General features: G+C 61.0%; 22 protein-coding genes and 1 pseudogene. 10 read left to right on the forward strand and 13 right to left on the reverse strand.

What is annotated here, in order from left to right; all coding sequences use genetic code 11:
• Positions 1-187 precede the first annotated feature (187 nt).
• The gene (locus PMI38_RS12690) at positions 188-2,602 is read right to left on the reverse strand and encodes a TonB-dependent siderophore receptor (protein WP_008094505.1); all 2,415 of its coding nucleotides are present in this window, start codon (positions 2,600-2,602) and stop codon (positions 188-190) included.
• A gap of 220 nt (positions 2,603-2,822) precedes the next feature.
• On the reverse strand, positions 2,823-3,482 hold the full coding sequence (locus tag PMI38_RS12695; RefSeq protein ID WP_238540190.1) for a TetR/AcrR family transcriptional regulator: 660 nt from the start codon (positions 3,480-3,482) through the stop codon (positions 2,823-2,825).
• A gap of 239 nt (positions 3,483-3,721) precedes the next feature.
• Here PMI38_RS12695 and PMI38_RS12700 point away from each other — a divergent pair, with 239 nt between their 5' ends.
• Together PMI38_RS12700 and PMI38_RS12705 are read left to right on the forward strand one after the other, a co-directional pair.
• Positions 3,722-4,561, forward strand: coding sequence for a TauD/TfdA dioxygenase family protein (locus PMI38_RS12700; protein ID WP_008094509.1), 840 nt, complete (start codon positions 3,722-3,724; stop codon positions 4,559-4,561).
• A gap of 52 nt (positions 4,562-4,613) precedes the next feature.
• On the forward strand, positions 4,614-5,384 hold the full coding sequence (locus tag PMI38_RS12705; protein ID WP_008094511.1) for a class II aldolase/adducin family protein: 771 nt from the start codon (positions 4,614-4,616) through the stop codon (positions 5,382-5,384).
• A 70-nt stretch (positions 5,385-5,454) separates the two neighbouring features.
• Here PMI38_RS12705 and PMI38_RS12710 read toward each other — a convergent pair whose 3' ends face one another.
• The 5 genes and pseudogenes from PMI38_RS12710 to PMI38_RS12725 all read right to left on the reverse strand — a co-directional run bounded on the left by PMI38_RS12710 (position 5,455) and on the right by PMI38_RS12725 (position 7,237).
• Complete coding sequence (locus tag PMI38_RS12710; RefSeq protein WP_008094514.1) at positions 5,455-5,727, reverse strand: PepSY domain-containing protein; 273 nt, start codon at positions 5,725-5,727, stop codon at positions 5,455-5,457.
• Positions 5,728-5,812: 85 nt separating this feature from the next.
• A pseudogene (locus PMI38_RS27905) lies at positions 5,813-5,884 on the reverse strand (DUF3077 domain-containing protein); the annotation flags it as partial.
• A 150-nt stretch (positions 5,885-6,034) separates the two neighbouring features.
• Positions 6,035-6,286, reverse strand: a complete 252-nt coding sequence (locus PMI38_RS12715) for a DUF3077 domain-containing protein (RefSeq protein ID WP_043273536.1) — start codon at positions 6,284-6,286, stop codon at positions 6,035-6,037.
• Between the two features lie 161 nt (positions 6,287-6,447).
• Positions 6,448-6,690 carry a hypothetical protein gene (locus PMI38_RS12720; RefSeq protein ID WP_008094518.1) on the reverse strand — a complete coding sequence of 81 codons (243 nt, stop codon included), beginning with the start codon at positions 6,688-6,690 and terminating at the stop codon, positions 6,448-6,450.
• Positions 6,691-7,003: 313 nt separating this feature from the next.
• Positions 7,004-7,237, reverse strand: a complete 234-nt coding sequence (locus PMI38_RS12725) for a hypothetical protein (protein ID WP_043273538.1) — start codon at positions 7,235-7,237, stop codon at positions 7,004-7,006.
• Between the two features lie 277 nt (positions 7,238-7,514).
• Between PMI38_RS12725 and betI the strand changes: the two genes are divergently transcribed.
• The 4 genes from betI to PMI38_RS12745 all read left to right on the forward strand — a co-directional run bounded on the left by betI (position 7,515) and on the right by PMI38_RS12745 (position 11,705).
• Entirely contained in the window at positions 7,515-8,108 is a 594-nt protein-coding gene (gene betI, locus PMI38_RS12730) for a transcriptional regulator BetI (protein ID WP_008094520.1), read from the forward strand.
• Positions 8,108-9,517 carry an amidase gene (locus tag PMI38_RS12735; RefSeq protein WP_008094525.1) on the forward strand — a complete coding sequence of 470 codons (1,410 nt, stop codon included), beginning with the start codon at positions 8,108-8,110 and terminating at the stop codon, positions 9,515-9,517. Before betI ends, PMI38_RS12735 begins: the two co-directional genes overlap by 1 nt.
• 167 nt (positions 9,518-9,684) lie before the next feature.
• On the forward strand, positions 9,685-11,106 hold the full coding sequence (locus tag PMI38_RS12740) for a purine-cytosine permease family protein (RefSeq protein ID WP_008094526.1): 1,422 nt from the start codon (positions 9,685-9,687) through the stop codon (positions 11,104-11,106).
• 113 nt (positions 11,107-11,219) lie between these two features.
• Positions 11,220-11,705 (forward strand): hypothetical protein, encoded by a 486-nt coding sequence (locus PMI38_RS12745; protein ID WP_008094527.1) that lies wholly within the window; start codon positions 11,220-11,222, stop codon positions 11,703-11,705.
• 32 nt (positions 11,706-11,737) lie between these two features.
• Here PMI38_RS12745 and PMI38_RS12750 read toward each other — a convergent pair whose 3' ends face one another.
• From PMI38_RS12750 to PMI38_RS12760, 3 genes are read right to left on the reverse strand one after another with little or no spacing between them, the layout of a single operon-like run.
• Positions 11,738-12,853 (reverse strand): carboxylate-amine ligase, encoded by a 1,116-nt coding sequence (locus tag PMI38_RS12750; RefSeq protein WP_043273540.1) that lies wholly within the window; start codon positions 12,851-12,853, stop codon positions 11,738-11,740.
• A 7-nt stretch (positions 12,854-12,860) separates the two neighbouring features.
• Entirely contained in the window at positions 12,861-13,814 is a 954-nt protein-coding gene (locus PMI38_RS12755) for a methyltransferase (protein ID WP_008094531.1), read from the reverse strand.
• Positions 13,814-15,148, reverse strand: a complete 1,335-nt coding sequence (locus PMI38_RS12760; protein ID WP_008094532.1) for an iron-containing redox enzyme family protein — start codon at positions 15,146-15,148, stop codon at positions 13,814-13,816. Before PMI38_RS12760 ends, PMI38_RS12755 begins: the two co-directional genes overlap by 1 nt.
• Before the next feature lie 321 nt (positions 15,149-15,469).
• Between PMI38_RS12760 and PMI38_RS12765 the strand changes: the two genes are divergently transcribed.
• Positions 15,470-15,970, forward strand: a complete 501-nt coding sequence (locus PMI38_RS12765) for a DUF4142 domain-containing protein (protein WP_008094533.1) — start codon at positions 15,470-15,472, stop codon at positions 15,968-15,970.
• Between the two features lie 144 nt (positions 15,971-16,114).
• Positions 16,115-17,968, forward strand: coding sequence for an ABC transporter ATP-binding protein (locus PMI38_RS12770; protein ID WP_008094538.1), 1,854 nt, complete (start codon positions 16,115-16,117; stop codon positions 17,966-17,968).
• 331 nt (positions 17,969-18,299) lie between these two features.
• On the opposite strand, the gene PMI38_RS12775 is transcribed toward PMI38_RS12770, so the two are convergent.
• Together PMI38_RS12775 and PMI38_RS12780 are read right to left on the reverse strand one after the other, a co-directional pair.
• Positions 18,300-18,635, reverse strand: a complete 336-nt coding sequence (locus tag PMI38_RS12775) for a hypothetical protein (RefSeq protein WP_008094540.1) — start codon at positions 18,633-18,635, stop codon at positions 18,300-18,302.
• A 208-nt stretch (positions 18,636-18,843) separates the two neighbouring features.
• A complete protein-coding gene (locus PMI38_RS12780) occupies positions 18,844-19,836 on the reverse strand; it encodes a hypothetical protein (RefSeq protein ID WP_008094541.1) in 993 nt (330 codons plus the stop codon).
• Positions 19,837-19,929: 93 nt separating this feature from the next.
• On the opposite strand from PMI38_RS12780, the gene PMI38_RS12785 reads away from it, so the two are divergent.
• Together PMI38_RS12785 and PMI38_RS12790 are read left to right on the forward strand one after the other, a co-directional pair.
• Complete coding sequence (locus PMI38_RS12785; RefSeq protein WP_008094543.1) at positions 19,930-20,235, forward strand: hypothetical protein; 306 nt, start codon at positions 19,930-19,932, stop codon at positions 20,233-20,235.
• 2 nt (positions 20,236-20,237) lie between these two features.
• Positions 20,238-20,525: a YceK/YidQ family lipoprotein gene (locus PMI38_RS12790; RefSeq protein ID WP_008094545.1), complete on the forward strand. Its 288-nt coding sequence runs from the start codon at positions 20,238-20,240 to the stop codon at positions 20,523-20,525.
• A 120-nt stretch (positions 20,526-20,645) separates the two neighbouring features.
• On the opposite strand, the gene PMI38_RS12795 is transcribed toward PMI38_RS12790, so the two are convergent.
• Positions 20,646-21,869, reverse strand: coding sequence for an amidohydrolase family protein (locus PMI38_RS12795; protein ID WP_008094547.1), 1,224 nt, complete (start codon positions 21,867-21,869; stop codon positions 20,646-20,648).
• Positions 21,870-22,021: the final 152 nt, after the last annotated feature.

The following is a 22,021-nucleotide window of genomic DNA, read 5'->3' on the forward strand; positions in this document are numbered from 1 at the left end:
AGCGGGCTTGCCCCGCGAAACAGGCAGCGCGGAGCATGGCACCGGCTTCGCCGGTGTTCGCGGGACAAGCCCGCTCCCACAGCAATTGCACCAACGCCACAGCATTCAAGGCTTGTGGTGTCCCTGTGGGAGCCGGCTTGCCGGCGATGAGGCCGGATCAGACGCCATCAGAGGTCAAGTATGTGCGTTAAAACGCATACACCAACGTAGCCGTGGCACTACGCGGGGCGCCATACCATCCACGCGCGCCGATCGCTGTGTAGTACTTCTCGTCGAAGACGTTATTGAGGTTCAAGGAAACGCTGGTTTGCGGCGTGAACGCGTATTGCGCCATCAGGTCGACCACACTGTAGTCGCCCTGAGTGAACGTTTCGCCGTTAGGTCCAGCATCCTTGTAATACTCCGTTCCCTGCCAGCGCACACCACCGCCCACTTTCAACTGCGGCAGGCTCTGCAGACGGTAGCTGGTGAACAGCTTGAAGGTATCGCGCGGTATTTCAGTGAGCAGGCGCTCGCCATCCGAGTCCTTGCTCACGGCATAGGTGTAGCTCGCCGATACCTGCCAATCGGGCAGGATCTCACCGGCCATTTCCATCTCGAAACCGCGGGTTTTGGTACCGGACTCGGCACGGTAGGCCTGGTTGCCATCCGGGGCCAGGTTGCTGCCGTCGGCGACGGCGAGGTTGTCCTGGTGCACCTCGAAGACACTGAACGCGGTCGTCAGGCGCTTGTCCCAGAACTCGCTCTTGAGACCCAGCTCGTAGTTCACGCCCTCCAAAGGATCAAGATAGGTGCCATTGACATCCTTGTTGCTCTGCGGCTTGAAGATGGTGGTGTAGCTGGCGTAGGCCGACCAGTGTTCGTCGAGGTCATACACCAGGCCCACGTACGGCGTGACGACGCCGTTTTCGGTTCGCGAGGTGCGGCTGGTCTGGCCGGTCGACAAGTCGGTATTGGCTTCGTCACGTTTCCAGTCGATCAACCGCGCGCCGGTAATCAGCGACAGGTCATCGGCCAGGCTCCAGCGGACCGACGCCACCAGGCCGTCCTGGGTTTCGTCCAGCGCATCTTCCGATGACTTGGTGTGGATGGCGTCCGGGATGGGCAGCGAGCCGTCCCAGGTGAAGATGTTGTCGATGGACTGGATGGTCCACAGTGGGTAACCGTCGTTACGGTAGTAGGCCTTGTAGTGACTGGCCCCCAGGTAGAGTTGGTGCTCGCGGGTGAACCATTCGAATGGGCCGGTCGCCGACAGGTCGAACGAGGTCTGCCGGGGCTCACCGGCCCAACGGCCCGTCCAGGTGGAGACGCCACTGCCATCGGGGTTGACGGTGCCACTGGCTGCGGTGGCAAAGGCGTCGTCATAGCTGCGGCGGTTGTGTTCGGCATTCAGTTTCAGCTGCCAGCCGTTGTCCAGCTGGTGCTCAAGGGTGGTGAACACCGTTTTCGTGCGACGCTTGTGGTAGCTCCAGTCCGCGGCCGAGTTGAACGAGCGGGAGGGATTGAAGTGACTGCCATCGGAGTTGTACATCGTGAAGCCGTGGTTGCCCGCCCCGTCGTTGTCCATCTCCTGATATTCCGCCCCCACTGTCAGCATCGTGCTGTCAGTAACGTCCCACTCCAGCACCCCGTATGCCACCTGCTTATCCAGGGACTGGCGGTCGACATAGCTCTGGCTGTTGGTGTTCGACGCGACGAAGCGGCCACGCACATTGCCGCTTTCCGACAACTTGCCGGACACGTCCAGCTCGGTGCGGTAGTCGTCCCACGAGCCAGCCTTGAGGGTCAGCTTGCGTTGGGTTTCGAGGGTGGGCTTCTTGCGAATCAGGTTGACGGTCGCGCCCGGGTCGCCGGTGCCCGACATCAGCCCCGTGGCCCCACGTACGACCTCGACCCGGTCGTAGCTCACCATGTCGGCAAGGTCATCACGAAAACCATAGGTATTGGGGCGGTTGACGCCGTCGACCTGGATGCTGCCAACCTCGAAGCCGCGCACGTAGATATGGTTGGCGTCGCTGCCCGCTGGCCCCATGCTGTCGACGACCACGCCTGGGGTCTGTTCAAGCACCTCGGCAACGTCATTGAGGTTCTGATCTTCGATCTGCTGACGGGTGACCACGCTGACCGATTGAGGCGTCTCGCGTGCAGAGAGCCGCAGCCCCGTCGCGGTGTTGGCCGAACCTGTGGTGTAGCTGCCGGTGCCTTCTGTGGTGGCGCCCAGTTGCACGCTCGATACGGTCGTTGCCCCCAGTTCCATTGCGCCGCCCTCCTGGAGTGGGCGAGCCAGCATGTAGCGCTTGTCTGCCACCTGCTGCAGCTGCAGACCAGTGCCTTGCAGCAGATGTGCGAGGCCCTGTTCCGGCTCGTAACTGCCCTGCAGTCCTTCGCTGCGCAGGCCGGCGGTTTCTTCGCTGCTGAAGCTGACATTCACGCCGCTGACTGTGGCGAATTCATGGATGGCGCTCGCCAGAGGCCCTGCGGAAATGTTGTAGCTCACAGGCGCTGCCCAGACATTGGCGCAGGCCAGCATCGAGCTGGAAAGGCTCACCGCCAGCGCGGCTTGGCGAATGCTGAAAGCGGGGGAAACAGAACAAGCGGACATCCATGGACTCCTAACTGGATGGAATACGCGAGCAATCCCAACACTAAACGTATTGATAATGGGAATCCTTCGCGTAACGGCGGCGCGATATTCAGTTCTTTATCTGCTGGCTGTCAACTTGTGTTTTGTAATGTTGCGGGCCTGGTTCACGCCAGGTTCGAGAGAAGGGAGCGTCGAGGGCTGCTGACCCGGAGCAGGATCTACTGGAACGTAGTTACGTCTACTCGCAGTCGTAGGTTGAAGGACGCAGGCAACCGACAGCCATGGCGACCAGGCTGTCGAGCAAGGCGGGATGTTCCAGGTGCGCCGGAACGTCCTCCAATACCGAGCGGATGACACTGCGTAACCCCTGCCCGAGCAAGTAAGCCGCCAACGCAGGGTGCTGCGTGGTGATCTCATGCTCATACATGTGCAGGAGCGGCAGCCAGGTCGCTTCGATGAACTCACCGGCCGTTTGATAGGGACCGCGCCACATGCCCAGGTGAAGGGCGGAGTGATAACGCAAGTGAAAGGCCCTGTTCAATTTGAACAGACGTGTTTCAACACGAATGATGTTGGCCAGAATATCGCGCAGTGCCGATTTCAATGGCACGCCAATCAACCGCTCGCGCACCCGAAGCAACTCCTCGGATTCTTCGTCGAGCATACGCTCGTACAGCAAGGCAACGATCGAGTCCTTGTTGGGGAAGTACTGGTAGATCGAGCCGACTGCGACCCCTGATACTTCCGCGATGCGGGCGACGGTCAGCGCGGCTTCGCCTGATTCATCCAGAATCCGCAGGCACGCCTGCTCCACGGCGTCCACCAATGCGCGCGAGCGCGATTGAGTCGGGCGCTTGCGCAAGGCGGGAAGCTGTTCGCGCGTTGCGCTTGGGGTCACCTTTGAGTCACCGCTGCTTATGCTCATGAGAATCCGAGCATGGCGTTTTGCATGGCGCCATGATTTTTATTATTTGTTATTAAAATCAATTTGTTACCAATGAAATCGAGCATTCCTGGAATGCGAATATCTGAGCCTTGGCGACGTGAGTATGATCGTTTTCGTCGATCAGACAACTGCCCACCGCGCAATGATGCGCTCGACAAGTTCGGATATTCAGCCCTGCCGGGAGATTGCCCATGTCGTCAACTTTCACTCTCCGCCCCCTTGGTCCAAGCCTGGGCGCCGAAGTGCTCGATCTTGATCCCGCTTCAGTTGTTTTGCCAGAAACGCTGGCGAAACTTGAAGCCGCACTTATCAAGCATGAAACCTTGATCTTGTCTGTACCTGGGTTACGGCCCGAGCAGCACCTGGCGATTGCCCGGTACTTCGGCGAGCCCGAAGTTCACACCTTCTATCCCAACCTGGGCAAAGGTTTCGAACAGATCACCGTGATCGACTCCAAACAGGGCGATCGCGCCGATATGTGGCACCACGACGAGAGCTTCCTGCCCAGCCCCCCGATCATCACCATGACACACGCGCAGGTATTGCCGCCGTGCGGCGGCGATACCTGCTGGATCAGCATGACCACCGCGTACGACGGATTGTCCGAACGCATGAAGCATTACCTCGAAGGCCTGAATGCCTGGCACGACATGAACGGACCGATGACGGCGGCGCTGCGCCAGAACGTCGTCACGCACGAGCGCTATGTCGATGTCATCAAGATGAACCGCAGGCACCTGCATCCGCTGGTTATCGCGCACCCGGTTTCAGGTCGAAAGGCGCTGTACCTGAGCCCGACCTACACCACCCATATCGATGGCCTGGCCAGCCCCGAAAGCGATGCGCTGCTCGGCTACCTGAATGCCCATTGCCAGCAGGTTCAATTCGGCTTTCGCCATCGCTGGCGGGTCGGGGACATGGTGCTCTGGGATAACCGCAGTGTGCTGCACAACGCCATCCTGGACTATCAACCGCACCAACGGCGCATGCATCGCACCTCGGTGTTCGCGCGTGGGGCCGCCCACGCCTGACTCGCTGACGGGTTGATCACCACTTGCATCGGTCGCTGAAGAGGAAACAGCCATGCTGAAGGATGAACTGAACCATGATTTGCTGGCCCGCTACATTCCCAGGCCAGGTCGCCACCCGCTGCTACCCGATCTGACACCGCGCCAGCGCGTGGCCTTGCTGTGCCGGGTATTGTCCCGCGAGGGCTATAACGACCATATCGCCGGCCACATCACCGTTCGCCAGGAGGACGGCACATACCTGGCCAACCCGTGGGAACTCACCTGGGGTGAGGTCACCGCCTCGGATATCGTGCGCCTCGATCAGCAGGGCAAGGTGATCGAGGGCGACTGGAACATCACCCCGGCCATCAACCTGCACATGGATGTGCACGCGGCGCGGCATGATGTTGGCGTGGTGATTCACAACCACCCCCAGTGGGGATCGGTGTGGTCGGCGGTGGGACGTGTGCCGCCGATCTACGACCAGACCTCGGCCTTGGTCGACACTGACCCGGTGCTGTATGACGAGTACCGAGGCACGGTCGAAGACATTCAACTGGGCCGCGCCGCCGTGGAGGCACTGGGTACACGGAAATGGGCTTTGCTTGCCAATCATGGCGTGCTGGTAGTGGCCAACGGCATTCGCCAGGCGCACTTGCGCGCCATCACGCTGGAGTGGCGTAGTCGCCTGGCCTGGCGTGTCGAAGTGCTCGGAGGCGGCGCACCATTACCCGCCAGCGTCGCGCTTGCAACCGGGGAACGTACCGATGCCAACGGGTTCCCGTTCCTCTGGGAAGCCATGGCGCGGGCGGAGATCCGGCGCGATCCGACAGTGCTTGAATAGCCGGGTGACGCCCGCCTGGTCATGAAAAAGCCCGCGCACAGGCGCGGGCTCTGGCAGGACAAGCGTGCCTTCAGCGATCGAGTTCATCCTTGATGATCGTGCCCTTGTGCGGGTCGACCTGGAATTCGTAGCGCTTGCCGTCCGCCTTCATGCCCTCCCCTTCCCAATGGCCGTCGTCGGCTTCGATCTTGGTGATCTGGGTATAGCCAGCGCCCTTCAGGGCAGCTTCGGCCTGATCCTTGGTCACTGTCCAATCGGCGCCGGGCTGATCGGCCCAGGCCATCGAGGCGCCCAATGCACCTGCCAGTGCCAGGCCGGTGAACAGTCGAGTCATGGTTTTCATTGCCAACATCCTTTTTTGCGGGGTTCAAAGGATGCGACTCAGGCTGGGGTGGCGCAGTTCAGTTTGAAACATGGCGGGCCAGTGCAGGGTGGGTCTGGTTTTCGCCTTGGAAGAAGGTGGTTTTGCCGACCGTGAAATGGGTGTTGTCTGTGGTCATTGTTCGATCTCCTTGAAATTTTCACTGCCTGGGGCGGCCTCTTCGCGGGACAAGCCCGCTCCCACAGGGATCTCTACAGATCTCGGGCCTGCGCAGTACCTGTGGGAGCGGGCTTGTCCCGCGAAGAGGCCAGTCTGGTCGACAAAGCACTCAGTGCATCATGCCCAGCTCGGCATCATCCATCAGCGCCTTGGCCAGGGCACTCAGGTAGTGCGCTGCCCAGATCATCATGGGTTTCTCGTCCATCAGGCCGATGATGGTCAGTTCTCGGACATAGCCCATCAGTTCCGAGGCCTGTTCTCGGGCGTTCTGGCAAGGGATGCCGGGCTCGATGCGGAACAGGGGGTGGGTCTGGTTTTCGCCTTGGAAGAAGGTGGTTTTGCCGACGGGTGTCGTCTCTATTCATCGTTCAATCTCCCTGACATTCTCGCAGCCTGGGCCGGCCTCTTCGCGGGACAAGCCCGCTCCCACAGGGATCTCTACAGATCTCGGGCCTGCGCAATACCTGTGGGAGCGGGCTTGCCCCGCGAAGAGGCCAGCCCAGACAACACATCACTTGAGCCCTAGTGCAAAGTCCTAGGCTCAGCCGGCATCTGCACCTGGATCAACATCGACTCAAGCATCACTCGCAGCGCCTCCATTTCATGCATCGACGCCATCATCAGAATCGAAGCCGGTGATTTGGGCTGCAGCAGCAGTGCCTGATGAATCACAGTCTGCGCGCACAGGGCGTAGTCCGTGGCCTGGATGAGGGTGTCTTCGAGGGAATGGGGGTTGTACGGTGGATCGGGGACAATTTTCAACATATTGACTGTGCTCTTGGTGGGACCACCACCTACCTGCTGTCAAACAGAAGGGTGGCAGCTGTGCATAGGTTGACAGACCGGCGAACACAGAAACCGGCGCACGCAAGCGTGCCCCATGCACAGCCGCCATAAACGGCAAAGCCATGCAATGTGCTCGTTACGGCCTGTCAAAGCCGTGTCGTCAAAATGCAACGACCCGCCGAGACTAGAGCGCAGTCCAAGCGGCCGCAACGAAAAAAAGGCGGCCGAAGTATGTTTGGGAAATGTCCTACAAGAAAGAGGTTAAAACTGATTTTTTACCGCGCAAAACACCTCAGCCATTCCCGGCAACGCTCGACTCATTCGTCCCTTGGCAACCATTGCGGCATGCACAGTCGAACTCAGCCTCGGCGCGCGTCGAATAATTCACGCTCAGGCGGACCTTGTCTTGCGTGTCGTACAGGTCGTAGCCCTCGCCCAGCGCGCTGGGAAAACCAACACGTCGGGGAAAAATTTCTTTCTGGCTAGGTACGGCGGGAACCACAACAAAGCGCGTCTGCATGATCATCCCTCTTCCGGCAGTGATTTAGTATTAGTCTGACTATCTGAAAGACTCAAGGCGGCTCATACAATGTTTTTCCAGGGTAGGTTCGACCGGCTTTCGCGCCGCTCACCGTCCTGAGCTCACGCAGCCCGCAGTCGAAGCAAAAACGACCTGCACTTACACCTCCCCGCCATCTTCATGACCCTCTGTCCGGAGCAGGTTTTTTTCCTTGCTCCTGTCTGAAAATGGGTGGTAATTTTTTTTCATTGAGCGACCAATGAAAATAAAAAGGAGCAGCAGCATGCCTAAGGTCGGAATGCAGGAAATCCGCAAGAAGCAGCTGGTCGAAGCCACGCTGAGCCTGATCGGTGAACAGGGCCTGGCGGGCACCAGCATGGCCCAGGTCAGCGCGCGATCCGGGATGTCGAACGGCATCGTGCATCACTATTTTTCCGACAAGAATGCCCTGCTCGAAGCCACGCTGCGCGAGCTCAACAAGCGCATCAACGCCGAAATCTTCAATCACTTGCGCGCGTCGCAGACGCCCGATGAACGCGTTCAGGCTTTCGTGCTGGGTAACGTCAGTGCGTTGAACCTCACCCGTGAGAACGTTGCAGCCTGGCTGGCCTTCTGGGCGCAGGTGCCCCAGCACGCGCAATTCCAGCGGATTCAGAACATCGTGGCGCGGCGGAGTCACTCGCTGTTGTTCCATGCGCTGGCAAAGACCATGGACGAAACAACTGCCCGCTCGAAGGCCCGCATGATCGCGGTGTTCATCGACGGCATCTGGCTGCGGGCCGCGGTAGATCCCACCGAGGATACGATCCGCGAATCGCGACAACTGGCTTATGAATTCCTCAACAACTTGCTTGGCTACAACCTGAAGGTGCAGTGATGACGCGCGATGAATACAAGAATAATGATGCGGTTAGCCTGATCCAGTTGATTGACGCAGGCCAGGTGACATCCCTGGAGCTTGTGGAATTGGCGATTGCGGAAATCGAGTTGCAGGATGCGCAACTTGGGGCCTTGGTCTCGGTCGATGTCGAAGGTGCCAGACGATCGGCAATACAGGGCAAAGGGGGTGCATTGGCGGGGCTTCCGGTCTTGATCAAGGACACCAACATTGACGTTCGCGGCTTCCCTACCCGGCATGGATCGCGCCTGTACAAGGATGCGCCTGCCGCTACGACAGACAGTGAATTCGTTCGACGCTTGCGTGACGCCGGCGCGGTCATTCTTGGAAAAACCAAGACGCCCGAGTTCGCCGGAGACTTCGTGACCGAGCCGGAGTATTTCGGCCCCTGCCGTAATCCCAGGAACCCGCTGTACGCATCAGGCGGATCAAGCGGTGGCTCAGCGTGCGCGGTGGCTGCCGGTATGGTGCCCATTGCCCACGGCACCGACTGCGGTGGGTCGATCCGGGTGCCGGCAGCGGTCTGTGGCGTGGTGGGATTGAAACCCACCCGCGGACGCAATCCGGTTGGTCCCCATGTCGGAGAATTCGTAGGGGGGCTGGATTGCGAGCACGTGCTTACCCGAACGGTTCGCGACACGGCCCTGATGCTGGATGTGCTGGCAGGCTTCGAGGCCGGCGCCCCTTACGCCGCTCCACCTGGCCCGGCGTCCTGGCTTCAGAGCCTGCAGGCCAGATCCGCCCCGCTGAAAATCGCCTTCAGCTGCACCCGGCCCGATGGAACCGGCATCGATGACGCCATTGGCAACGCTGTCCTTGCCGTCGTCGATTTCCTGGGCGCAGACGGGCACCGGTTGCAAGACTTCAAGTGGCCCGATATCACCGGCGCGGGTGATGCTGCAGCGGTGTTCTGGCAACTCGAGATCGAGGCGCTGATGACCCAGCGGTCCCTGGATCTTGGCCGGCCGTTGCAGGAAGCTGATGTCGAGTGGGTCACCTACGCCATGTACCAGGCATCGAAGGCGCGTTCGGCCCTGGATGTCCATAACGCCAGGCATGTGCAGAACCGCATTTCCCGAAACATGGCGGCGCTGTTCAGTGATATCGACGTGCTCATCACCCCGACCGTTGCCCTCGCCCCGCCCCTCATCGGTGGCTTCACCGCGGCGAAAGCACAGGAATTGCAAGTCTGGTACGACAATGCCTATGCCTTCTCCCCCTTCACGGAACTATTCAACCTCACCGGGCAACCCGCTATCAGCGTGCCCATTGGCGTGATGCGCGACGGACTTCCAATAGGCTTGCAACTTGTCGGCAAGTTCGGCGATGAGGAAACCATTTTGAGGCTGGCAAGCGAGATTGAAAAAAGTTTCAGTCTGAACCTTTAAACGAATAAGAAGCCACGTTAGAGAGGCAACACGGTTGTCTCTTTGACGAACGCGTGCGCCTGGATTTTGCCAAGACCTCATGTTCTACGCCTGCGGCCATTCGAAATCCATTCATTTGCTTTTCTGCCTAACACATGTACTAAACAATAACTAAAGGTACTGTAATCATGTTAGCTAATGAAAATGCCTCACCTGCTGGGCGATTCAATTTCGAAGTCCGTTCCATCGATCATGTTCCGCTCTCCGAGCGCCATGGCAAAGCGTGGCACTTGTGGCCCATCTGGTTTTGCGGAGGCGCGCAGTTAACAACACTTGCCGTCGGGATCATTGGCATTGGCATGGGCGCGAACCTCATCTGGTCTGCCATTGCCATCGTGCTGGGGTGCGCGTTCGGCACCCTGTTCATGGCCGGGCACTCCACCCAGGGGCCGCAGATGGGGTTGCCGCAACTTATCCAGTCCCGCCCGCAATTTGGCTATATCGGCGCCTTGCTGGTGTATCTGGTGGCGATCGTTACCTACATTGGCTACAACGCGTTCAACCAGCTGCTGGTCGGGCAGACCCTGCATGAACTGATCGGTGTTTCCGAAACGGGCTCGGCCATGGCGTTCTCGCTGTTGGCGATACTCATGGCCATCGTTGGCTACAACTCCTTCCATAAGGTTCAGCGCGGCCTGGCCTTCGTGATGGTGGCGATGATGCTGGTGCTGACGGTGGGGCTGGTCGCGTTCATGGACTTGCCCGAGCGCCAGCTGACCTTGCAGGACTTCAACCTGAATGCCTTTCTCGCCCAGTTTTTCGTGGCCGCTGCCTACCAGCTCAGCTGGGCCATCTATGTGTCCGATTACTCGCGTTATCTGCCCGCCGATGTCAGTGTGCGGGCGTCGTTCTGGTGGACCTATCTCGGCGCCATGATCGGTGGCGTGTGGATGATGTTGATCGGCGCCGCTGCCGCCGCGCTGAGCCCGGGGCAAAACCTCGCCGCCGGCCTGATCATGGTGGGCGACATGGTTTTCTCCGGCTTTGGCAAAACCCTCGTGGTGGTTTCGGTACTCATCTTGATTACCAGTGCTGCGCAGAACTTCTATGGCGCATCCATCACCCTGCTCAGCATCATCGACACACTCAAGACGCAAACCTCGACACTGTTCAAACGCATCCTGGCCATGCTGGTGGTCGGCAGTGGCGCCATGCTGCTGGCCTTGCTGGCGAATGAGAACTTCGTGAAAGAGTTCGGTGATTTCCTGGCAATACTGCTCTATCTGTTCACGCCGTGGACAGCGATCAATCTGGTGGACTTCTACGCGGTTCGACACGGCAAGTACTCGATCAAGGAAATCTTCAACCCCAACGGCATCTATGGCCGGTGGAACTGGAGGGGCATCGGCGCTTACCTGGTAGGTTTCGTCGCCATGCTGCCCTTCTCCAACACTGGGCTGTACACCGGCTACTTTGCCGAGCAGCTCGGTGGCGCAGACATCAGCATGCCAATAGGTCTCGCGGTTTCGGCATTGGTCTACCTGGGGCTATGCCGTTCACAGAACATCGCGTCGGAGCTCAACCAGGTGGAGGCTGTTTCTGCGCAATGATCGCGCGGCGAAGTTAGGTTTCTTGTGATGATGGCAAACTGGCACTATCCTGCCGGCATTCTTAACAAGGCGTTTCACTTGATCATCGAGTGAACGGGCAGGAGCAGAACCGAATGTTGGCTTTCATTGGTATTGTCGCGGCGTTGATCGGCTTTGCGATGATGTCCCGTCCTTTCAAGATTGGTTTCGGCCTCTACCTGGCTTACTTGGCTTACTTCATCTACCAGCATGGCGGTAATGCAGATCTTGAGGAGGCATCCACGCTCCTCTCCCTCGTGTCCGGTGCGGCAGGGCTACTGGTCGTAGGAGCTGTGCTGGGTGGCATGCGCTCCGGTGCTGGCAGCGAGGCCGAATACCGCGCCAAACGCAAGCGCGTATCCCTGTTTCTGCTGAAGTTCGGTGGCGCCTACGTCGTGTTCACCCAGCTGCTGACATTGGCCTTGTTTCTCGGCGGCGGCGGCCACTCCTGGGACGACTGGACAGCAGCGGGCTTTATGGTGAAGTTGCTGCCTTACAAGTGGGTGGGCTTTCTGCTGATGCTGGGTGGGTACTACTGGTTGAAAGGCAAATCGAAACCGCGCCAGGCCCTGCGCACCTGACGCGGTTTCTCTCTTCGGGACATACGAGTCGATCAATGCCCCGAATCCCGCAGCACCTGCTCGACCACTGCGCGCAGCGCCCCGCGCACGTCCAGGCCTTGCGCACGGGCCTGGTCGAAGCGTGCCAGCTGGCGCTCGGCGCTGGTGCCTTCACTCAGGATGCGTTCGGCGTGCCTGAACGAGCGCTCGGCATCCACGGTGACGGGAGGCCGCAGCGCCTGTAGCTGTGCCAGCCACCCTGCGGCATTCACCGCTTGCTCGTCGTGCACGCCCAGGAAGGTGCCCTGACGCCCATAACGATAAGCCCGCCAGTAGTTTTCCTGGGTGACCCAACGCAGTTCCCGGGTCATCGGCCGCGTACCGTCGCGGGTGTGCAGCGCCTGTTCGACCAGGTGGCGGAACAGCCCGGCAATGGCCAACCCGTCTTCCAGCCGCGGGCACGCATCGCAGATACGCAGTTCCACCGTTGGGAAGCGCCGTGAAGGTCGCACTGCCCACCAGAAGTTTCCGTCGACGGCCAGCGCGCCGGTGCGTTGCAACAGGGCGCGATAGCGCAGGTAGGCGTTCCAGTCCGCCAGCGGCTCGGGCAGCCCCATGTGCGGCCACTCGCCACAGACCACCCGGCGATAGCTCTGGTAGCCCGTGGCCTGGCCACACCACAAGGGCGACGAAGTGCTGAGCACCAGTAACAAGGGCAGCCAGTACAGCAGACGGTTGATCAGCTGCATGCGATCGCAGCCCGCGGGCACACCGACGTGCACATGCAAACCCGACAACAGGCTGCGCTGGGCCACGGCCTGGTAGTCGTCGAACAGCTGACGGAAATGCGCTGTGCGGCGGGCCTGCTGGCGCCGCCACGGCGCGTTGGGGTGGCTGGCGGCGCAATACAGGCCCAGCCCCTCCTCGGCCAATGCCTCGTTGAGGCGCAGGCGGTGTTCGGCGAAGAAATTGCGCGCCTGGTGAAGGTTGTCGAACACCGGCGAAACCAGCTCGATCTGGCTGCAGAACATTTCTTCGGCAAAATGCTCGCCCAGCACCTTCTGGCAACAACGGGCCACCGCTTGCGATGGCCTGGCCTGTACCTGACCGCTGGCCAGGTCCACCAACAGGTATTCTTCCTCGATGCCGAACGTGCACGCTGCAACCACTGTGCGCTCAGCCATGGCGGGTCAGGGTCAGCGCGACTGCCGCGATGCGCTCGACCTGTTGGTAGCCGGGTTCGAGCAGCTGTTCGCCAAACACGTCAGGGTCCACTTCCCGGTAAACCCAGCTGAAGGCCGAACCCTGCAATCTCTCGCGCACCGTTTCCAGCAACGCGTCGCGGCCCTCGACAATGGCGACGCCGGTGTACAGCAACAAGGTGCCGCCAGCGTCCAGGCGCTGGCACGCCTGGTCGACGATGCGCAATGAAAGCTCAGCGCCCAATGTGCCGCCGCCGTGGCGATAGGTGCGCTTGCTGGCATCGAGCATATAGGGCGGATTGGCCACGATCAGGTCGAACGTGCCGGTGATGCCGGCCAGCAAGTCACTGGGCTCTACCGACACATTGGCCACCCCGGCCAGCGCCGCATTGATCGCGGTATAACGCAGGGCCAAGGGGTTGATGTCCACCGCGCTGACCTGCGCATGGGGCGCGGCACGGGCGATCAGCAGCGCGCCGATACCACTGCCGCAGCCGATATCGACCGCGTGCTGTACAGGGTGCAGGCGGTGCTGCAGGTGATCGCGGATGACCTGGGCGAAGCGGTAGCTGTCCGGGCCGAAGAACACGGCATCGCAGCTGTCGGTCGGCCATGCCGAATGGGTCAGCAGCAGGTCGTCGAGGCTGGACCAGCGCACGGTGCTGCGCAGCAGATCGCCCTCCCCCTGCAGCACGCCGGCCGCCGTCAATTGCTGCAGCTCGTCGGTGCTGATCAATGAAGGCAAAAATGGCCGGCTCCAGCCGAACACGTCGCGCAGGTCATGAGCCTGTTGCGCCTGGGGCCTGGCATTGACCCGCGCCTGGGTGGCTGGCGTCACGCAGGTAAAACGGTAGCCATCGGCGCGCAGGCGCCGGCCCAGCTGCAGCAGGGCCTGGTCAGCCTGGGTTTGCTGTTGGTCGAGCAACATCAGCGTGGCCCTCCCTGCGCAAGCCCCGTGGCGCGGATGTAGTCGCGGGTGGCGCGCAGGCCGTCCGGTTGCGCGTGGCAACCTGCGCACATCCGTGCAATCAATCGATCCACATCGGGCGAGCCGTGCGACTTGTCAGGGGCCTGCTCCAGCGCCAGCTCGTTCTCCCACTGCCCTGGCGCCACTCGCCGATACTGCACACCCGGCCAATCATGGGCGATCCAGTCATGCCAGAGCTGTTTTTCATAGGTGTTGAACACACCGAACATGGCGGCCACCGGGCCATCGATGAGTGCCCAGAAACGGCTGTGCGACGGGTCTTCGCCGTGGCGCACCCAGCCTTGGGCTTCGAGGGCACGCAGAAAGCCTGGCATCCCTCCGGGTTCGGCCAGCCACTGGTTGATGGTGCGGCCTTGCAGGCGGCAACGGTCCGAATGCATGCACTGGCCGTACACCCGCTTGCGCTCAAGCGCTGCCAGCAGCTCGGCTTCAAGGTCGAAGCCCGCGATCAACGACGGTGTATCAGTGCCCAGGTCATTGAGGCGATAGCCCTGCCTGACGCGGCCGTAGAACGCCTGGGCGTCCTCCCCCGCCATCAGCAGGCGCAGGCTTTCCAGGGCGCGTCGGGCGTGGCCGCTGGCGGCGTTGTCGATGGTGACATGCAGCTGGAAGTAGTGGGCATCGATGCCGAGTTCGGCGAGCTCGTGGGCGGTAATCAGCAGGTGCAACGGGGGCTGCTCGTAGCCCAGGTTGTAGCCAATCACCTCGGGCAGGAAGTCTTCGCCGTGCTGCCCGAGCGCCAGTTGCAACGCACCCTGCAGGTAGCGCGCGGGGTCCAGCGGTAGCGCCTGTGCGCAGCCCAGGCGACTCAGCAGGCGTTGATAGATCAACACATGGTTGCAACGTGGGTCGCCGTCGCCGAGCTCTTCGAGAAACGTGCGGATCAACCCGTGAAAGCGTGGGTCGAGCCAGTGGCGCAGGGTGCCATGCAGCCAGGCGCCGTCCACTAGCTTGGTGGGAGCGACCTGCTGCACAAACCAGAGCGCCTGGGCGCGGTTGGCGAAGTAACGCCGAGGCTCACCCGCTGCGCGTTGCTGCAGGTAGGCCGTGTGCTCCTGGGCCACTTTGGCGGCATGGGCGTCCGCCCATTGTGAGAGCGTCTCGGGCGTATCGGGCAGGTCGTCGGCCATCGCCTCGGTACGGCGCAACTGCCGGGCAAGCCACTCCCGGCCCTCGGCATCCGGGCCTTGCAGCATGGCCTGGTAGCGCGATTGCGGGTCATCATCCGCCAGCTGGCTGAGCTGGCGGTGGGTTACAGGGCGCATCACCGTCATACCTGGCACCTCTCGTGGAACTGCATGACCCATTGAAAGCTGTCGCAGCCACCTTGTGGGAGCCGGCTTGCCGGCGATAGGGCCCGAGCAGACATACCCGACCTGCTAGTGCCTGTCGTGGCCTCATCGCCGGCAAGCCGGCTCCCACAGGGGATTTGTGCTGATTTACAGATTTTGAGTAAGGCAGCTGCTCGCGGATTCGATTGGCATGGCCAACGGGGGGACCAACGGTGCTCGCGAAAAAAATTAAACCTTTGCGGGCTGGCGCGGCTCAACCGATTGCGACATTGAGGTCGCGCCCCTGAAACGAAGGAGTGAACAATGAGCAATCCATTTCTGAAGCTCGCCGGCGTTACGCTGTTGGTGAGCATGGCTTCCTTCCACGTACAGGCCGCAAGCTCCGATGATTTCGTCGATGCCGCCACCGAGGCGGGCATCGCCGAAGTGGTGACCGGCAACCTGGCCCAGGAAAAATCCCAGAGCGCCGACATCAAGCAGTTCGCACAGCAGATGGTCACCGACCACACCAAGGCCAACCAGAAGCTCGGGGATATCGCCCGCAAGCTGGACATCAGCGTGCCCGACGAAGCGGCGCTGACCGACAAGGTCAAGAAGATGATCCTCGAATGGCGTGAAGAGTCGTTCGACAAGTCCTACGTCAACAACCAGGTCGATGCCCACGAAAAGGCGGTGGAGTTGTTCAAGAAAGAGGCCACCTCTTCCGACAAGCCTGAACTGAAGGCCTTCGCCAGTGACGCCTTGCCGACGCTGCAACACCACCTTGAGCAGGCCAAAGCCCTGCAGGCCAAGCACGGCAAGTAACCACGGCCGGCCAGTTGAAACCCAGGGGCCGCGCGGCGGCCCCGCGTTTATTGTCCCCTGGAAATTCGCGCCTCGATGTGCTGTATGGTTACCTGATCAATGCGGCACTGGCCCGGCCGCTACTTGACCATTAGGGGATTTACCATGCTGCGCGTGTTCGAACGATGGCTCGACCCATTCCCGCCCGATGAAGCCCCGCCGCCCCCGGTCGGCCTGCTGCGCTTCCTCTGGGCCTGCACGCGGGGAGCCCGCGGCTACATCCTCGCGCTTGCGCTGTTCAGCGCGGGTGTGTCGATCTATGAAGCCTGGCTTTTCTCCTTCCTCGGCCAGGTCGTCGACCTGCTCTCGACCTGGCAGACCGGCGACGCGGTGAGCAGCGAGGAAAGCCGCGTGCTGTGGAGTATCGGCCTGGTGCTGCTGGCCAGCATCGCGCTGGTGGCCCTGCGCACCCTGATGCAACACCAGGTATTGGCGATCAACCTGCCGCTGCGTTTGCGCTGGGACTTCCACCGCCTGATGCTGCGCCAAAGCCTGTCGTTCTTTTCCGATGAGTTCTCCGGCCGGGTCACCACCAAGGTGATGCAGACCGCGCTGGCCGTGCGCGAGGTGCTGTTCACGGTCATCGAGATCGTTCCCGGCATTGGCGTGTACTTCATCGCGATCATCGCCCTGGCCGGCGGTTTCGCCCTGAAGCTGATGCTGCCGTTCATTGCCTGGCTCGCGCTGTTCGGCCTGGCCATGCTGTACTTCGTGCCGCGCCTGGGCCAGGTCGGGCAAGAGCAGGCCCACGCGCGCTCGTCGATGACCGGGCGCATCTCCGATGCCTATACCAATATCACCACCGTGAAGCTGTTCTCCCACTCCAAGCGCGAGGCGCATTTTGCCCGTGCGGCGATGGAGGATTTCAAACAGACCGGCTTTCGCCAGATGCGCCTGGTCAGCCAGTTCGAGATCGTCAACCAGGCACTGGTGGTCGGCCTGATCCTGGGTGCTGGCGGCTATGCCTTGTGGCTGTGGCACCAGGGCGAGGTGGGCACCGGGGCGGTGGCGGCGATCACCGCCATGGCCTTGCGCATCAATGGCATGTCGCACTGGATCATGTGGCAGATGACCTCGCTGTTCGAGAACATCGGCACCGTGCAGGACGGCATGGCCACCCTGACCCGTGGCCCCAAGGTGCAGGATGCGCCGAACGCCGGGGCTCTGGTGACGTCCGGCGGCGCTGTGAGCTTCGACAATGTCAGTTTCAACTACAACGGTGAACGCCAGGTGCTCGATGGGCTGAACCTGCACATCCGACCCGGCGAGAAAGTCGGGCTGGTGGGCCGTTCCGGTGCCGGCAAGTCGACGTTGATCAACCTGCTGCTGCGCTTCTACGACGTCGACGGCGGCACCATCCGCATCGACGGGCAGAACGTCGCCAAGGTGACCCAGGACAGCCTGCGCAGCGCCATCGGCATGGTGACCCAGGATACTTCCCTGCTGCACCGCTCCATCCGCGACAACATTGCCTACGGCCGTCCCGAGGCGAGCGATGCGCAAATCCGCAACGCCGCGGTGAATGCCCAGGCCGACGGGTTCATCCAGCAGCTGAGCGACCGCCAGGGCCATAGCGGCTATGACACCCTGGTGGGCGAGCGCGGCATCAAGCTGTCCGGCGGCCAGCGCCAACGCATCGCCATTGCCCGGGTGATGCTCAAGAATGCGCCGATTCTGTTGCTGGACGAGGCCACCAGTGCGCTGGACTCGGAAGTCGAAGTGGCCATTCAGGAAAGCCTCGACGAGATGATGCAAGGGAAGACCGTGATCGCCATCGCCCATCGGCTCTCCACCATTGCGGCCATGGACCGGCTGATCGTGATGGATGAAGGGCGCATCATCGAACAAGGCACGCACAGTGAGTTGCTGGCCAAGAACGGCACGTATGCGCGGCTGTGGGAGCACCAGAGCGGGGGCTTTCTGGGCGAGGATCAGGGGCTGGCTCAGGCAATGGAATAGGTCTGTGTGGGGGGCAGAAGTGTCGCGGCGAATGATCGAGCGAGGGCTTTGCCCTCGATCGCCGGCAAGCCGGCTCCCACAGGAGTATCACCAGCCCCCAGGCTTGCGTTGTACCTGTGGGAGCCGCGCTTGCCGGCGATGGGCCGCGAAGCGGCCCCAACCTACAAGATGTCCACTTTGACTCGATAGCAGCGACTCTCGACTGACTGCTTTCGCCCCTTTGCAGCCGTTCAGGGTGTCTACGAAACCAATGTCGATTCAGTGCTATGCAGCTGTCGCCAGTAGAGTATTGACTGTTTGCCTTTGAACAATCGTGACATTCGCGGAGTTATCAGGAGCGACGCCATAGGCAGGCGCCGCCCAAGGCAAAGCAGCCGGCCACCAGGAACGTCCCTAGATTCAGCCAGCCAAGCACTACAAGCGTATCGGACACGCCCGACGCGTTGCTGCCGCCTATCCCGGCGCCACTGATGCCGAAGATGACCAGTCCTACCAACGGTGCAGTGATCAGGTAGAGCCCGCCAAGAAAGAGAAGTCGCCGCCGCGTCAGAAAGGTCCGAATGTCCTCGGATCGCCGCTTCATGCCGACGATCTTGCACGGCAATGTGACAAGTGACCCGAGCGCGTATAGCCACATGCCAAGAAACACGATTGCTACAAACTGCATGGTACTTATATCTCCTGGGGCTACCGTAGGGGGGGGCGCTGGCTGTGGAATCCATGCATCCATTATGGCCCGCATTACCGAGGATTCCGCGAGCGCAGTGGGGCCGAGCGGATCCGGGGTGGGAGCCGGCTTGCCGGCGATGAGGCCGGCACTGACAAAAGCGCTTTCGACAGTGGCCGCTTCGCGGTCTTTCCCCGCTCATTGAACTTCAGCGCACTATGATCTCGTCAGGAAAATAAACACCCATTGAACGGTTGCTACGTACCCCCAGCACCTCCCCTACCCTGCTCTGCACCACCGTCTGCCCGCCCTCTATGGGCGTTCCAGTACGTCGATCCTGGGCTTGTGCGTCCGGTGGCAGGCTGAACAGCATCTGGCCTTGATCATGGCTGACCTGGATGTCGGCAGGATAGTGAACAGGACCGAAGTCGAAGGGTTGGTTCGAGTAGCCTTCCCATGAGCGACCTTCCCCATAAGGCCGGTCCAGGATCATGTTCAGTGAGCGCAGTTCGATCCCCAGTACCTTGACCGGGCTTTCCTCGGACCTGGCCACCCAACCAGGGGTGTTGGAGAACACCCTTACCGGGCCAGGCCAGACAATGCCGCCCAGCTCGGTACCTGGCGCCAACGTGCATCGGCGCATTTTCCATTCGGAAAACGTGAAATGAGCACCGAACGGAAAGCCGAACTCGACCTCCCCAGGCTCACATTTCCATCCTGCCAGGTCATGGGCCGACACGGTCTCGACCGTCGCGAAACCATGCCCCTGCGCCAGTTTCAGACGACGCACGGGCATGCCCATGATGTGACCTGGCGTGCGGTCGAAATCAGCATGATCCAGGCTCTGCATGCCATAGGGCACGGGATCGCCGGACAGGTCGTTGAAAGGCTCCAGGTATTGCAGATGGACCCGCGTACCGGCCGGAAGCACCAGGTCGCCGAGCACTTCCTCGTGTTCGAGGCGGGGATTGTGCGCACGCCAGTCCTGCCAGTGCTCGTACATGAACTGGACATACAGTCCGCTGCCTGCAGCCAGCAGCACCACGAGAATGCCGAACCGCCAACGCCTGGCCAGCATGTAGCGCCGGCAACGGGGGATCAGCAGTGCCAGCAGGCAGGCGATGAGCAACCAGAGAAAGACTTCGGAAAAGAGGTAGATCATGTAGCCAAGCAGCATGGCCGGCATGGAGACAGGAATCATGGGACCGTCCTTGTGCACCCTGATGTAGACGGCGCAGAATAAATCAAGCTCGGCGCTGTCCCAAGCCCTGATCTTTCAAGGAAACCCCTCGGCATGATGCCCGATGACACTTTACGGTTTACCCGCTGGGTTGCCGGCTTCTCGATCACGACCGTGATCCTTGGCCTAATCCTGGCCTTGTATGTGTTGCAATCGCCAACCTCTTCCCCCATCGACATTTCAGGCTTCCTGGCGCTCGCCGTACTGTGGCTCGCCAACGCGGTCTCGATGCTGTCGAACGGGGTCTACTGGTTTATCCGCCGATGGCCGAAATGGCTTTTGCCGACCCTCGTGATCCAGCTGGCCCTGGCGGTGATCGGGCTGCTTCCCTTGATCTGGCCCGATGACTACTTCAGGTGAACATGCCCACAAGAATTCTGCTGATCGCAACATTGCTTTCGCTCGGTGGCTGTTTCAGCGCGCTTGGTCACTTGAGCGGCGACCGCTGCGTGTACTACGGCACCCGCACATCCTGGGCGTGGGCGAATCACCCCGACACCCTGAGTGGCTGGCCGTTTCTGATCGACACGCCCTTCTCGTTTGCCCTGGATACCGTGCTGCTGCCCTATGACCTCACGGCCTTCCTGCCGGAAGGCATGGGCGGCGACCATAAAGCGTGCGTGATCTCGGGGGGGTTGCACGTCATGTGATCAATCCATGTATTCAGGCAGTGCCGCTCTCGATCCAAAGCCATCTTCCTGAGACGCAGCCAGTGCGCTTCTACACGGAGATAAATGAGCCTCCCTGATCACGAATTCTTCAAGATGGCCTCAAAATGCGACTGACCTGCGATGCTCAGCCGTTGCCACCACCTTGCCGCGCTTGAGCACCATCAGCCGTGTCGGCAGGTCGAGAATGACATCGGCCACCGCACGGCAATCGACCATCACCAGGTCGGCATCGTTGCCCGCCGCCAAACCGTGCCGTTTCAACCCCAAGGCTTTGGCAGGGTTCGTGGTGAGCATCGACAACACGGTGGCCTGATCATCCGCGCCGCCCAAGTGGCACGCGGGAATGGCCAGTTGCGCAATGTGCAACAGGTCGCCCGTGCCATACGGTGTGAATGCATTGCGGATGTTGTTGGTGGCCAGGCAAACCGTGACACCGCCGTCGCGCAGCGCACGCACAGGTGTCAGGGTGCGTCTTACATTGTGACTGTCACCCCGAGCGCCCAGGTGCAGGTCGGTGGCGGGCAGGCACATCACGCTGATGTCGGCCTCACGCAGCAACGCAATGACCTGTGCCTGTCGCGCTGGCGAGACGGCGGCCAGGCTGGTCAGATGCCCAACGCAGACCCGCCCTTGGTAGCCGTCGGCAATGGTTCGACGTGCCACGTACTCGATGGTCATGTGCTCGGCGTCATCGGCGAAGTCCTGGTGCAAGTCGATGTCCTTGCCGTAGCGCTTGGCCAAGTCAAAGACGAAATCAATGTGCTCCAGCGGCGACACGTCGTTGTAGGGAATGCCGCCCACCACATCGGCCCCCATCTCCATTGCCTGGGCCATCATGGCCTGCATGCCGGGCAACTTGAGAATGCCTTCCTGCGGAAAGGCCACGACCTGGATGTCGATCACCTCGCGAAATGCCTCGCGCAGCTCCAGCACCACTTCGAGCCCGGTGAAACCTTGGGCTGGGTCGAACTCGGCATGGGCACGCACATGGGTGGTACCCGCCTGAACCAGGGCGCGCAGCACCTGGATCGAACGTTCGCGGATATCTTCACGGGTCAGTGTGGGCTTCAGTTCGGCAGTGACGGCGATCGCTTCCTTCAAGGTGCCGGAACGATTGGCCTTGCGCTGTATGACGTTGGCTTTTTCCAGGTGCAGGTGGCCTTCGACAAACCCAGCAACAAGCACATTGCCGTCGCCTTGGATTTCGTGCGCTGCCGTGACGGCGATGTGTGGCGCGATCTCGGCGATCTTGCCTGCCTGCACGGCCACATCTACCAGTGGCTGGGCGTCGTCAATGCGTACATTTCGAAAGATAAGGTCCATCAACTTCAGTCCTCACGTTGGGTGCTGCAGCGAAGCGAAGGTCGGGCTCAGTTGTTGGCCATCGCCACGTTGCACAGCCCGCCGAGTATCAATGCGAACAATGCTGTCAATTTCGATCACCTTCAGGTTGTGGCTCCGCCGCCAGTGCGGCC

Origin of the sequence: Pseudomonas sp. GM84, from assembly GCF_000282535.1 — a bacterium.
Lineage (GTDB): Bacteria > Pseudomonadota > Gammaproteobacteria > Pseudomonadales > Pseudomonadaceae > Aquipseudomonas.

Excerpts from the sequence above, each read along its gene's own strand:
- PMI38_RS12735 (WP_008094525.1), top strand. The coding sequence starts at position 8,108 with ATGACGCGCGATGAATACAAGAATAATGATGCGGTTAGCCTGATCCAG.
- PMI38_RS12795 (WP_008094547.1), bottom strand. The coding sequence starts at position 21,869 with ATGGACCTTATCTTTCGAAATGTACGCATTGACGACGCCCAGCCACTG.
- PMI38_RS12710 (WP_008094514.1), bottom strand. The coding sequence starts at position 5,727 with ATGAAAACCATGACTCGACTGTTCACCGGCCTGGCACTGGCAGGTGCA.
- PMI38_RS12780 (WP_008094541.1), bottom strand. The coding sequence starts at position 19,836 with ATGATTCCTGTCTCCATGCCGGCCATGCTGCTTGGCTACATGATCTAC.
- PMI38_RS12725 (WP_043273538.1), bottom strand. The coding sequence starts at position 7,237 with ATGATCATGCAGACGCGCTTTGTTGTGGTTCCCGCCGTACCTAGCCAG.
- PMI38_RS12740 (WP_008094526.1), top strand. The coding sequence starts at position 9,685 with ATGTTAGCTAATGAAAATGCCTCACCTGCTGGGCGATTCAATTTCGAA.
- PMI38_RS12690 (WP_008094505.1), bottom strand. The coding sequence starts at position 2,602 with ATGTCCGCTTGTTCTGTTTCCCCCGCTTTCAGCATTCGCCAAGCCGCG.
- PMI38_RS12700 (WP_008094509.1), top strand. The coding sequence starts at position 3,722 with ATGTCGTCAACTTTCACTCTCCGCCCCCTTGGTCCAAGCCTGGGCGCC.
- PMI38_RS12760 (WP_008094532.1), bottom strand. The coding sequence starts at position 15,148 with ATGACGGTGATGCGCCCTGTAACCCACCGCCAGCTCAGCCAGCTGGCG.
- PMI38_RS12765 (WP_008094533.1), top strand. The coding sequence starts at position 15,470 with ATGAGCAATCCATTTCTGAAGCTCGCCGGCGTTACGCTGTTGGTGAGC.
- PMI38_RS12790 (WP_008094545.1), top strand. The coding sequence starts at position 20,238 with ATGCCCACAAGAATTCTGCTGATCGCAACATTGCTTTCGCTCGGTGGC.
- PMI38_RS12775 (WP_008094540.1), bottom strand. The coding sequence starts at position 18,635 with ATGCAGTTTGTAGCAATCGTGTTTCTTGGCATGTGGCTATACGCGCTC.
- PMI38_RS12720 (WP_008094518.1), bottom strand. The coding sequence starts at position 6,690 with ATGTTGAAAATTGTCCCCGATCCACCGTACAACCCCCATTCCCTCGAA.
- PMI38_RS12785 (WP_008094543.1), top strand. The coding sequence starts at position 19,930 with ATGATGCCCGATGACACTTTACGGTTTACCCGCTGGGTTGCCGGCTTC.
- PMI38_RS12770 (WP_008094538.1), top strand. The coding sequence starts at position 16,115 with ATGCTGCGCGTGTTCGAACGATGGCTCGACCCATTCCCGCCCGATGAA.
- PMI38_RS12755 (WP_008094531.1), bottom strand. The coding sequence starts at position 13,814 with ATGTTGCTCGACCAACAGCAAACCCAGGCTGACCAGGCCCTGCTGCAG.
- PMI38_RS12705 (WP_008094511.1), top strand. The coding sequence starts at position 4,614 with ATGCTGAAGGATGAACTGAACCATGATTTGCTGGCCCGCTACATTCCC.
- betI (WP_008094520.1), top strand. The coding sequence starts at position 7,515 with ATGCCTAAGGTCGGAATGCAGGAAATCCGCAAGAAGCAGCTGGTCGAA.
- PMI38_RS12745 (WP_008094527.1), top strand. The coding sequence starts at position 11,220 with ATGTTGGCTTTCATTGGTATTGTCGCGGCGTTGATCGGCTTTGCGATG.